Below are 12,206 nucleotides of genomic sequence, written 5' to 3'. Positions count from 1 at the left end.
TGATTTTGAAGGTGTAACAAAGACTTTTTCTACCCAATAAACCTAACAATTATGAATTTCATAAAAGCAGGAACCGATGCCAACGGCAACGATATTAAACTTTTTTATCAAGACTTGGGAACGGGCAATCCCGTGGTACTTATTCACGGATGGCCGCTAAGCAGCGCCATGTGGGACTACCAGCTGGCCGAACTCCCCAAACACAACATGCGGGTCATCGCCTATGATCGGCGGGGATTCGGACAATCCTCCAAGCCATTTGATGGCTATGATTATGACACTTTTGCTGACGACCTGAAAGCGGTGCTTGACACACTTGATCTGCAGAATGTCACACTGGTGGGAATGTCGATGGGCGGTGGCGAAGTAGCCCGCTACATGAGCCGCCACGGTGGTGCGCGTGTATCGAAAGTGGCCTTCGTCAGCGCCGTGACGCCTTACATGCTCAAGGCAGAAGACAATCCCGATGGCGTGAGTCACAAGGTATTTGATGACATGAAAGACAATATCAACGAGGATCGCGCTGCCTTCCTGCAGGATTTCAGCAAGCAGTTCTATGGTGTCACGCTCCTGAGCCAGCCCGCTAGTGAGGCACACATGCAGGGCGACTTTACCCGTACCTATCAGGCGTCGCACAAGGCTACGCTCGATTGCGTTGATGCTTTCGCTGCAACCGATTTCCGTCAGGATTTGCCAAAAATCAACGTGCCCACACTCATCATTCACGGAACAGGGGATAAAGTGGTCCCCGTTGAGGCATCGGCCGAACGGACAGTCGAGGCCATTCCTCACGCTGAGTACATTGCTTATGATGGCGCTCCGCACGGCTTGTTCTATACGGCGAAGGATCGGTTGACCAGCGACTTGATATCGTTCGTGCAGCAATCGACAGGCGTGCATCAATCAACAGACGATCTGCCAACTGGCAACCTGCCAGGCAGCACCAGCGCGATAGATGAAGTGACACAGCCAGGCGTCATTATCTAGCAACAAATTAGCTATTAAGAAGACCAGCCTAACGATGCGGCCATTGTGGCTGATTCCGGAAGAATCCAAGACATAGTATTCACTTCATTGACAAACTATTTTAAAATCATCAATCATGAAAAAGCAAATCATTCTGGCTGCACTGCTGGCCGGAGCCACACTGGGTGTGAATGCACAGACGACCACGCCAACCACGACGAACAATCAAACGACGAACAACGGCGCAACGACCACCCAACAGGGCAATAACGCTGCGAATCGTCCTTACGCCAGTCAGACCAACTATAATACGCTGGCAGAATCAAGAGTACCCGAAAACATCAGAAGTACCTTTGGCACCAGCTACGCAGGTGTCACCGAAACCAAGTGGCAGGGCAACGGAAAAGACTATCGGACTTCCTTCAAACGCGATGGCAGGGATATGTCTGTCACTTACGATACGAACGGCATGATGACAGAGACCCGGACTAGCATGAATATGGCAGATCTGCCTATGTCGGTGCAAACCCAGTTGAAAGGCAAGAATGCCAACATGCCTTACGAGGTCAAGATGGGTAACAACACCTACTACTGGACTCAGGTCAGCGGTAAGGACATGTACTACGACAAGAACGGTAAACTCATGGACAAGGCACCCATAAAATAGTGGGTTCGTGATACGCATTTGCCAATGCCATGAAACTTAATCAAGCAAAAAGGCCGGGAAGATGGATCTTCCCGGCCTTTTTGCTTGACTAGTGTTTGGTTCAGGCCTCCTGTGCCTCCTGCGCTTTCACAGGGTAGTCCAGATATCCCTTTTTGCCCGGCGTATAGAAGGTGCTGTCATCCCAGTCTGTCAGCGGAATGTCCTGGGCAAAACGCTCTACCAGGTCGGGGTTTGAAATGTAAGGCTTTCCGAAGGAGACCAAATCAGCGTCACCGCGTTCGATCACGGCGTTTCCTTTTTCCTGATCAAAACCAGCATTGATCATCAAAGTACCATTGTACAAAGGACGGTACCGCTTCGCGATTTCCGTTTCGGCATACGGAATGTCCGACACGTCGTTGAACGGCTCGGACAAATGCAGATACGCCAAATCGTAATCGTTCAGTTTCTTGATCATGTAGTCAAAAGTCGGGATGGATTCCTCGTCCATGGTCATGCCGAATATTCCGTTCAGCGAAGGATTCATCCGCACGCCGATTTTCCCCTCCGGAATCTCCTGCTTTACTGCGTCCAGCACATCGAACAGGAAGCGTGCTCTTTTTTCAATACTACCACCGTACGCATCGGTGCGGTGATTGGAAGTGCCGCTAAAAAACTGATGAAATAAATAGCCATTGGAAGCATGGATCTCCACGCCGTCGAAGCCTGCCTCGACGGCATTTTTGGCAGCTTTGGCAAAATCATGAATCGTCGTCTCGATGTCTTCCAGCGTCATTGCTTTGGGAGTCACCGTGTCCTTAAAACCCTGAGGGGTGAATGCTTTGGATTCAGGATTGACGGCCGATGGAGCCAGGGGAAGCTCGCCATTGTGAAAATCGGGGTGAGAAATACGGCCCACGTGCCACAGCTGAATGAAAATGCGGCCTCCCGCAGCGTGAACTTTCTTGGTAACTTCTTTCCATCCCGTTACTTGCGCCTCGCTGTGGATACCCGGCGTGTTAATGTATCCAACAGCCTGTTCAGAAACCTGTGAGCCTTCCGTGATAATGAGTCCGGCACTCGCCCGTAAAGCATAGTATTCCCCCTGCAGGTCGGCGGTTGGCTTTTTCTCGGGGTTGTCGGCCCGGCTACGGGTCATAGGGGCCATCACTACGCGGTTGGGTAAATCTAAATTTTGGCTCTTATAGGATTTTAAAAGCGGTTGTTCGTTATTCATGATTGGGCAATTTTGGTTTTTAACTAATAAAAAAAGCTCCCGATTCCGGAAGCTTTCCTTTCTATCAAAATCAAAACCATCCTCCTGGAATGATTGTTCCAAAGTTTTGTCATTAGCTGATAATCTACCCCAGCCGCGCCAGTGCCTCCCGGATCGTTACAATTTTCGCCTCCGCGTCAGCCTGTTTTTGGCGTTCTTTCTCTACAATATCACCCTTGGCATTTTGCACGAAGCGTTCATTGGACAATTTTTTAGTCACCGACGCCAGGAAACCTTCGGTGTATTTCAGGTCGGCGAGTAACGTTTCACGCTCCGCCTCTACGTCCACTTCTCCGGCCAGATCGACAAAAAATTCGTCAGAACGCACCAGAAACGACATACCGTCGGCTTGCTCTTCTACAAAGGTGATCTCCGATACATTCGCCAGTTTCTGGATCAAATCTGCCAGCTTTTCATAGCGCTCGCTGGAATCTGTACGAATGGCGAGTGGCAGGGCAGTTTTAGGGCTAAGATTCTTGGTATTACGCAGATTGCGAAGCGCCGTAACCAGTTCGATCAACCGGTCGAAATCTTCCAACAGCGCCGAATTTACTGCACCGGGCTGGGGGTAAGGAGCTAAGCAAATGCTTTCATTTTCGCCGCGCTTGGCCAAGTTCTGCCAGATTTCCTCGGTAATGAATGGCATAAACGGGTGCGTCAGCCGCATGAGTTTATCGAAGAAATCAAGCGTGGCGCGGTAAGTACCTGCATCAATAGGCTGCTGATACTCGGGTTTCACCATTTCAAGGTACTGCGAGCAGAAGTCATTCCAAATAAGTCGATACACTGCCCCCAGTGCATCAGAAATGCGAAATTTGGCAAAATCATCGTGCAGTTCTACAAGCGTCTGATTCAGTTTTGATTCAAACCACGCAATCGCCAGATCGTTATTTGCAGGAATGTCCGCGGACACTTCCCAGCCCTGCGTCAGGCGAAAGGCATTCCAGATTTTATTGCAAAAATTCCGGCCCTGCTCCACCAGCTTTTCGTCGAAGGGCAGGTCGTTTCCGGCGGGTGAGCTGAACAGCATACCCGTCCTGACGCCATCAGCGCCATATTGCTCTATGAGGTCGATGGGGTCAGGCGAATTACCCAGCGACTTCGACATTTTACGGCCTAGCTTATCGCGTACAATCCCCGTCAGATAGACATTCTTGAATGGGTACTGTCCCCGGTACTCGTAACCCGCGATGATCATCCGCGCCACCCAGAAAAACAGAATTTCGGGCGCGGTGACAAGATCGTTGGTGGGGTAGTAGTAGTTTACGTCGGCGTTGTCCGGCTCCTTGATTCCGTTAAAGACCGAAATCGGCCACAGCCAGGACGAAAACCAGGTATCCAGCACATCATCATCCTGCCGCAGATCCTCCTCGGTCAGGGCAAATAGCTGGTGGTCGAGCTGAGCCTTACGCAAGGCTTCACGCTTGGTTTTAGCAACGATAATCGTCCCGTCATTGAGGTAGTAGGCCGGAATCCGGTGGCCCCACCATAGTTGCCGGCTGATGTTCCAGTCGCGAACGTTTTCCATCCAGTGACGGTAGGTATTCTTGAATTTCGATGGAATGAGCTGGATCGTGTCGTCCATTACGTTCTCAAAGGCAGGCTTACTCAGTCGCTCCATCTTCAAAAACCACTGCTCCGAAAGACGCGGCTCAATGACCGCATTGGTCCGCTCCGAATGTCCCACGTTAGACTGGTACTCATCCACTTTCACCAGATTGCCCGAAGCCTCCAGCATTTTTGTAATCTTCTTGCGGGCTACGAAGCGATCTTCGCCGACCAGAATCTGCGCCTTTTCGTTCAAAGTACCATCCTCGGCCAGCAGGTCGATGATGGGCAGATTATGTTTCTTACCCAATTCGTAGTCATTCGTATCGTGGGCGGGCGTCACTTTCAGGCAACCCGTACCGAACTCCATTTCCACGTATTCGTCGGCGATGATCGGAATAGCCCGGTCGATCAGCGGGATAATCGCTTTTTTGCCGATCAGATTTTGGTATCGTACGTCATCAGGATTGACACAGATCGCCACGTCGGCCATGATCGTCTCAGGCCGAGTGGTGGCGATGGTTACGCTGCCGTCGCCATCTTCCAGGTCGTAGCGAATGTACACGAGTTTCTGGTGTACTTCCTTCATCATCACCTCCTCGTCCGACACGGTGGTGCGGGCCTGCGGGTCCCAGTTAACCATGCGGTGGCCACGGTAGATATCACCTTTCTCGTAGAGGTCGATGAACACATCGATCACCGAATCGTACAAATCCGGCTCCATGGTGAAGCGGGTACGGTCCCAGTCGCAGGAGGCCCCTAGTTTGCGCAGTTGCTGCAAGATGATACCACCGTACTTGTGCGTCCACTCCCAACAGTATTCCAAAAACTCGTCCCGGCTCAGGTCACGCTTGTTGATGCCCCGCTCTTTGAGCATCGCCACTACTTTGGCCTCGGTTGCGATGGAGGCATGATCGGTACCAGGTACCCAGCAGGCTTCGCGACCATCCATGCGAGCCTTCCTGACCAGAATATCCTGGATGGTATTGTTGAGCATATGTCCCATATGTAGCACGCCCGTCACGTTGGGCGGTGGGATCACGATCGTGTACGGCTCCTTATCAGGATTAGGCTTTGAATTAAAAAAGCGGTTTTCGATCCAGTACTGGTACCACTTGTCTTCTATCTCCTGCGGCGAGTAGGTTTTGGAAATCATAAAAATCCTAGCTGATTCTGAATGGCCCGGCGGGCGCGTTTTGGGGGGCAAAGATAAGGAAAAGTTGCGCCTCTAATTATCCACATCGCGCACCAACGGGCGGTCGTCGGCCAGCCGCTTCTCATAAGGGATCTTGAATCGGCTCAAATCCGGCGCGTGTTTTCGTTTCCGGGATAGTTCATATTGATAAATCGTCTGCCCCAACTGGTACAAAAAAGGGTGCCCCACCGACTCGTATTCGTAGCGGTTATCGTTCAGGATACCATCTTCGTTGACGTAGATCGTCGCTGAGAGCATGTACTCGACTTTATTCTTGAAGTCCGCCACGTAGGACGCATCGGTCAGAAAACCATAGGCCCAACCTACTTTATTAAATACCCGCACCCCTTCGGGTAGTTGGTGGTGTGTGCTATCCTGGAAAAAGAACTTCGCGTAACTGTCGTAGTATTGGGTAGCGTCGTACTTAGGGTAGTTCGTCTCGCCGGGAAACTGCGATAAATACTGATACACAAAAGCGTAGTCCTCGTCTGTCAGGTCGAAGCGCTGCCGGGCGGGTACCGAAGTAGGGAAAAGCGTCGAGCGAAGCATGGTATGGAAAGCTTCCAGGGGTAGTTTGTTGCGGGTTGAAAAATCGAACGGCTCATTGATGATACTGTCTCGACCCACCATGTACCCTTTTCCCAGTTTATCCACCCGACGAAAGTCGAACGGGTCGGCATTGTAGGTAGCGGGCTGAGCGTAAATGAGCGAGCCATCCTCCCGCACAAAACGAACAGGGTTGGCATGGCGGTTTTCTTCCGCCGACATCCGCACAAAGCGATGCGTAATGCGCGTGTCGGCGTAGCCCATGGCGTGAAGGCGGCGGTTGATTTCCTGCTGCCCAACAAACTCATACATGCGGCTATAAGGATCATTCTCGCTCACCAGAAAAGCTTTTCTGATAAAATGTGCCATCGACGGAAAGCCGTTTTGGGCTGTGGCGTCGTGCCATTCACGGGTTTGTCCACTGAAAGCACTATCAAACTGCATGGGTGTAAACTTGTCCACCCCCGGAACCTTCATGCGATTGAGCTTTTCCAGCGATAACAACACCAGCGGCAGCTTGACGGTAGAGGCAGGATTGAAGTAGAAAGTACTGTCGAGGTTGAAGGCAAAATCCGTAAATGTGGGCTGATTCCGGGCATCGCGGTCAATACGCGTATAAATAATCTGAAGACGGTACTTTTCGGGATGGTGAATCACTTCCTGAAAAACGGGCTGGTCATTTTTGGCGAACAGCCTGGTCAGGAACGCGTCCGTTCTGGGCTGGGCCGAAACCTCCGAAATCAACAAGAAAACCAACAGCAGGATGTTGATGGTACGTGCGCATCTTTTCATTGGGAAGTATTTGGCGGACGACAGGTAAAAACGAAAATAGCGAAAACTATCGACTGCCGTAAAACTTCACGTTGACTACCAGACAAAACCCGGAAAAAATTGCGCTATTCTCTAAATCTTCTCTTTTCTTTAAAAAAATACAATGTCGGCTAAGGGTACTACTCTCAAAACCGACTCCCTTCCTTTGTAAGCCTTCTTCATGGCTGCACTATGATCCCAAAATAATTACTTGCCGCACAAGTAAAAATACTCTTCCACCCGGAAGGCATCGCCGCCACCGACCAAATCGGCGCGGCTGAGCATTTTGTGCAAATTCTGTTTTTAAAATAGATTAACTAAGTGATTATTAACCCAATTGTGTATCTATGAACAAATCTACCAGAATCATTCTGAGCGTAGTGGCGGGACTGATGTGTGTGCCCGACACCGGGCAGGCACAGACGCTGGCGATGGTCGGCTCAAAGGAAAAATCCAACTTCGAGCACAGCCTTCGCCGTCCCAATGCCGAGGTTGTTTTGTCGGGACAAATCACCGATAAGGCCGACGGGCAGGGTATTCCGGGCGCCAACATCTTGCTGAAAGGCACCAATATTGGTACTTCCACCGACAATGATGGGAAGTTCAGCTTGAGGGTACCTACCGCCAGCGGCACGCTGGTCGTTTCCTTTATCGGCTACGTCACGCAGGAAATCGAAATCGGCACCCGTACTTCCTTCGATATTGCCTTAGCGGCCAACACGACCATGCTCAACGAGGTAGTCGTCACGGCATTGGGCATTAAGGAGTCGGCGGACAAGCTTGGTTCGACCAGTTCCAAAGTAGACGGCGAGGCGATAGCCCGCTCGGGTGAAACCAGCCTGATGAACGGCCTGGCAGGACGCGCTTCGGGCGTGCAGATTTCCCGCACGGCGGGCGATCCCGGGGCGGCTTCCTTTATCCAGATTCGGGGTCAGAATACGCTTACCGGGAACTCCCAACCGCTCATCGTGCTGGATGGCGTCCCCATCAGCAACACCACCGAAGGCGGAACAAACGGCGGCGTCGTACCACAATCGCGCCTGAACGACATCAACCCCAACGACATCGCCTCCATGCAAATCCTGAAAGGCGCGTCGGCGGCGGCACTTTGGGGGTCACGCGCGGCCAACGGGGTGATTATCATCACGACCAAGAAAGGAGCCGAGGGAGGCAAGATGAATATCTCATTCAGTTCGTCCTACTCCGTCGATAAGATCAACAGCTTCCATCCGGTGCAAGGCGTGTTCGGGCAGGGATCAAAAGGTGTCTATAATCCCAATGGCACTACGGCCTGGGGCGACAAAATCGCTGACCGCGCGGGCGGCGAAGACGAGGTGGACAAAACGGGGCAGTTTTTCAAAGCCCGCGATGGGTCGGAGTACTACCCGATTGTCAAAAAGAATTCGCGCGAAGTGTATAACGATCCCAACTACGACCTGGTTTTTCGGACGGGCCATTTCTTCGACAATGCCCTTAGTCTGAGTGGTGGGGATGAGAAATCGACGTACTTTTTCAGTCTCGGCGATCTTCGCCAGAAGGGCGTGCAACGCGGCAATAGTGAGTATAACCGAACCACGGTCCGCCTCAACGCCGAACGCAAGCTCAACGAGCGGGTACGGATGTCGGGCGGATTGTCTTACACAAAAAGCTTCTCGGACCGCATTCAGCGCGGCAACAACCTGTCGGGCGGCATGGTGGGGCTACTGCGCAACCCGGCGGACTTCGACATCTCAGACTACATAGGCGACTACTACTCCAGCCCTAACGCTTCGCCGATTCTGGATCGGCAGCGTGGCTACCGCAGCTACCTGGGCGCCCGGGCCAATCCGCCCAATAACAACGCCTTGTGGGCTTTATACCAGGCGAAAAATACGACCGACGTGGATCGCTTCATTAACAACTTCGAGTTGAATGTGAAAGCCGCTTCCTGGCTGGATATAACGGCCCGGGCGGGCATCGACAATTACACCGACCAGCAGGTCAATTACTTTCCCGTCAACGACATCGCCGGGGCTGGCAACGGCTCTTACCGCGAAGCGATAACCAAGGAAACCCAATTGAATGCAGACCTTTTCGCCCGGGCTACCCATGATTTCGGGCAAAATTTCGGGGCGACCGTCATCGTAGGGGCGAATTTCAACGATCGGAAATACTACAACATGGGTACCTCGATTACCAATTTTCTGGTGGCCGATGCGCCACCCAATTTCTCCAACGCCACCACAGCCAACAAAACGCCCATCAACTTCCGTAGCGAAGTACGCACCACCCGCGCCTACGCCACGGCGAGTTTCTCTGCCTACAACGCGTTGTTCCTCAACCTGTCGGGTGCCGCGGAATCGGCTTCTACTTTCGGAGCTTTGTCCGACAAGACCTTTTACTATCCCTCGGCGGATGTGGCCTGGCAGTTTTCGCAGTTGCCGCTTTTCCAAAGTACCAATGGGCTGAGTTTTGGCAAGCTCCGGGCCTCTTTCGGCGTGGTGGGCGTACAGCCGCTCCCCTACCGTTCCAACACCGTCTTTGAGCCGACCCGGTATTCCGCCTCGCCCTGGGGCGATGCTCTGGTAGGGGCAGTGTACGGCGACGGAGCCTACTCCCAAGGAGTTTCGCTGGGTGACCAGTACCTGCGGCCCGAGCGCAAAACGGAATACGAAATCGGTACCGACCTGCGGTTTTTGGGTAACAAGCTGCGCACCAGTCTGACCTATTACCAAAACACGATCAAAGACGTGTTGGTACCCGTGACGCTGGCCCCAAGTACCGGCTTTGCCAACAAGTACACCAACGCCGCAAAACTGGAGAACAAGGGCTTCGAGATGGAGTTGACCTACGACATACTGCGGAAAGGTGACCTGCTCTGGTCGCTACGCGGTAATTTCACCCGCAACCGCAGCAAGGTGCTGGATTTGGCCGGAACGCAGGCCCTGTTCCTGGACGGAGGCATCGAGAATTTCCTGGACCCCCGGGCGGTGGTTGGCCAGCCCGTGGGCGTGTTTTACAGTAGCCGTTTTGCCCGTAATGAAGATGGTTCGAAAGTATTCGACGCCAATGGCTTCCCAATTGCCGACCCCGTAACCGGGGTGATCGGTGACCCTAATCCCGATTGGATCGGGGGTTTTGGTACTAGTCTATCTTACAAAAAATTGTCGCTCGACGTACTTTTCGAAACTTCGCAGGGTGGAGATTTTTACAATGGAACCAAGAGCGTGATGTACAACTTCGGTACCCACGCCGATACGGGCAATGAGGTGACGCTAAACCAGGATTTGAAGAATTATGCGGGTCAAACGATCCCCGCCGGAAGTACCGTTCGGGGCAATATCAATGACTTTGGTGCCGGTCCGGTGCTGCTGGATGAAAGCTGGTACACGACGCTCGGTAGCGGCTTTGGTTCGCTGAAAGAACAGTTTGTGGAGGACGGTAGCTGGACCCGGTTGCGGCAGGTAGCTCTTTCCTATCGTATCGATTCCGAGTGGTTCAAAAACAAAACCAAGCTGCAATTTCTGGATCTGTCAATCACTGGCCGCAATCTGCTGCTTTGGACTAATGTCGTCGGCATCGACCCCGATACTAACCTCTCGGGCGGGCCAACGGGACGCAACATGGACTATTTCAACACGCCCAATACGCGGTCATTTCTCTTTACCGTCAAGATCAACTACTAAGGAAATGATGAATGATGACGGGCTCTTTGCTAGCGCTTCATTCTGAGGAATATCCAAAAAATCAAGTACCCAAACTTTGACAAAACATTTTATGAAAAATAGCAATAAAATAGGAATAGGCCTCGCCGTACTGTTTTCAGCGGGATTAGCGGCCTGCGAATCGATGGTGGACGGGCTGAACACCGACCTCAACAATCCCACCGATGCCTCGGCAACCCTGCTACTGACGGGGGCCGAACTCGGCAATGTGTCCGTGCAGGAAGGGCACGTTGCCCGCGTGGCCGGAATGTGGTCGGGGTACTTCACCGGTACCGACCGGCAGTACAAGGATATTTATAACTATAACGTGACGGGCGCAGCCTTCAATGATGTTTGGCAATTTGTCTACCAGGGCGTAGTAGCCCAAACCAAGTTGGTAGAATCCAAAGCCGCAGCCACCAACAACCGGCTTTTACAGGGCATCGCCAAGGTGGTGAAGGCCAATTCACTCGGCACGGCTACCGCCATGTGGGGCGATATTCCCTACGCTGAAGCCGCCGATATCATCAATTTTCCAAATCCCAAATTCGAACCACAGGCACAGGTCTACGCCAGTCTGCAAAAACTGCTGGATGAAGCCATCGCCGATTTGCAATCGGGTGTGGGTACTTCGCCGGGCGTGGCTGATATTCACTTCAACGGAGATGCTTCCAAGTGGGCGAAAGCCGCATACACGCTGAAAGCGCGGTTTTTCATGGAGACCAAACAGTACGATCTGGCCGCTGCTGCCGCTGAAAAGGGGATATCCACCGAAAGTGGCTCCCTCCTGGTACCGCACGGCAATACGCTCAGTTCCAACGAAAATCTGGTGTACGCCTTCGTCGCGCGTAGTCGCGTGGGCGATTTGAATTCATCGCTGGCCCTGGCCCCCGCATTACTCAATCCAACGAGTGCTACCTACCGGGGCAACGCCAAGACTGATGAAACCGCCCGCTTCAACTACTACTTCCTGACCAAAAGTGGTACTTTGACGATTCCTACGATTCCAAACACAAATTCCAGTACGGCGCTACGTGGTATTTTCGGGCAGTCGGCTCCTTACCCTTTGGTGACCTACTCGGAAAATCTGCTCACTGCCGCCGAGGCCGCTACCCGGACGACAGGCTTCGACGCTGGTCTGGAAAAACTGAATGCTTTCCGCAAATTTATGTCCACGGGCGGCTACCTGGATGCGACGTATAAGGCGTCAGCGTTCACGTTCAAGTACGAACCCTACGTAGCTGCCGATTTCGCGGCGGGCGGACTAGTGAATAAAGACGGGCTTACTACTAGCCAGGCCTTACTCCGTGAGATTTTGCAGGAACGTTACCTGACTTTCTTCGGCCAGGTGCTGGGTTTCAACGACCTGCGTCGTACCCGCAACGAAACCGTAGGCGTCAAGCTCACGCCCAGTACGGGTAGCCAACTACCGGAGCGGCTGCTGTACAGCGAGTCGGAAATCAACTCCAACACCAGCGCTCCAAGCCCGGTACCGGGAATTTTTGAGGTGACGGCAGTGAACAGAAAGTAGGGCGA

Annotated in this window: 7 protein-coding genes; 4 read left to right on the top strand and 3 right to left on the bottom strand. The window is 52.6% G+C overall.

Annotated features, from left to right (window positions below; translation table 11 throughout):
- Window positions 1-51: 51 nt before the first annotated feature.
- Both IE117_RS10345 and IE117_RS10340 read left to right on the top strand, forming a co-directional pair.
- Window positions 52-987 carry an alpha/beta fold hydrolase gene (locus tag IE117_RS10345; RefSeq protein ID WP_189564354.1) on the top strand — a complete coding sequence of 312 codons (936 nt, stop codon included), beginning with the start codon at window positions 52-54 and terminating at the stop codon, window positions 985-987.
- Window positions 988-1,102: 115 nt separating this feature from the next.
- On the top strand, window positions 1,103-1,633 hold the full coding sequence (locus IE117_RS10340) for a hypothetical protein (RefSeq protein ID WP_189564353.1): 531 nt from the start codon (window positions 1,103-1,105) through the stop codon (window positions 1,631-1,633).
- A gap of 100 nt (window positions 1,634-1,733) precedes the next feature.
- On the opposite strand, the gene IE117_RS10335 is transcribed toward IE117_RS10340, so the two are convergent.
- The 3 genes from IE117_RS10335 to IE117_RS10325 form a co-directional block, all read right to left on the bottom strand.
- Complete coding sequence (locus tag IE117_RS10335) at window positions 1,734-2,849, bottom strand: alkene reductase (protein WP_189564352.1); 1,116 nt, start codon at window positions 2,847-2,849, stop codon at window positions 1,734-1,736.
- Window positions 2,850-2,973: 124 nt separating this feature from the next.
- Window positions 2,974-5,592, bottom strand: a complete 2,619-nt coding sequence (locus IE117_RS10330; RefSeq protein WP_189564351.1) for a valine--tRNA ligase — start codon at window positions 5,590-5,592, stop codon at window positions 2,974-2,976.
- Window positions 5,593-5,664: 72 nt separating this feature from the next.
- Complete coding sequence (locus IE117_RS10325) at window positions 5,665-6,969, bottom strand: serine hydrolase (RefSeq protein ID WP_189564350.1); 1,305 nt, start codon at window positions 6,967-6,969, stop codon at window positions 5,665-5,667.
- 365 nt (window positions 6,970-7,334) lie between these two features.
- Between IE117_RS10325 and IE117_RS10320 the strand changes: the two genes are divergently transcribed.
- Window positions 7,335-10,652 carry a SusC/RagA family TonB-linked outer membrane protein gene (locus IE117_RS10320; RefSeq protein WP_229580705.1) on the top strand — a complete coding sequence of 1,106 codons (3,318 nt, stop codon included), beginning with the start codon at window positions 7,335-7,337 and terminating at the stop codon, window positions 10,650-10,652.
- Window positions 10,653-10,743: 91 nt separating this feature from the next.
- On the top strand, window positions 10,744-12,201 hold the full coding sequence (locus IE117_RS10315; RefSeq protein ID WP_189564349.1) for a SusD/RagB family nutrient-binding outer membrane lipoprotein: 1,458 nt from the start codon (window positions 10,744-10,746) through the stop codon (window positions 12,199-12,201).
- Window positions 12,202-12,206 lie beyond the last annotated feature (5 nt).

The organism is Persicitalea jodogahamensis (genome assembly GCF_014651615.1).
In the GTDB taxonomy this organism is placed as follows: Bacteria; Bacteroidota; Bacteroidia; order Cytophagales; family Spirosomataceae; genus Persicitalea; species Persicitalea jodogahamensis.
This window is presented reverse-complemented; position numbering and strand designations above follow the sequence as displayed.

Excerpts from the sequence above, each read along its gene's own strand:
- IE117_RS10345 (WP_189564354.1), top strand. The coding sequence starts at position 52 with ATGAATTTCATAAAAGCAGGAACCGATGCCAACGGCAACGATATTAAA.
- IE117_RS10340 (WP_189564353.1), top strand. The coding sequence starts at position 1,103 with ATGAAAAAGCAAATCATTCTGGCTGCACTGCTGGCCGGAGCCACACTG.
- IE117_RS10335 (WP_189564352.1), bottom strand. The coding sequence starts at position 2,849 with ATGAATAACGAACAACCGCTTTTAAAATCCTATAAGAGCCAAAATTTA.
- IE117_RS10330 (WP_189564351.1), bottom strand. The coding sequence starts at position 5,592 with ATGATTTCCAAAACCTACTCGCCGCAGGAGATAGAAGACAAGTGGTAC.
- IE117_RS10325 (WP_189564350.1), bottom strand. The coding sequence starts at position 6,969 with ATGAAAAGATGCGCACGTACCATCAACATCCTGCTGTTGGTTTTCTTG.
- IE117_RS10320 (WP_229580705.1), top strand. The coding sequence starts at position 7,335 with ATGAACAAATCTACCAGAATCATTCTGAGCGTAGTGGCGGGACTGATG.
- IE117_RS10315 (WP_189564349.1), top strand. The coding sequence starts at position 10,744 with ATGAAAAATAGCAATAAAATAGGAATAGGCCTCGCCGTACTGTTTTCA.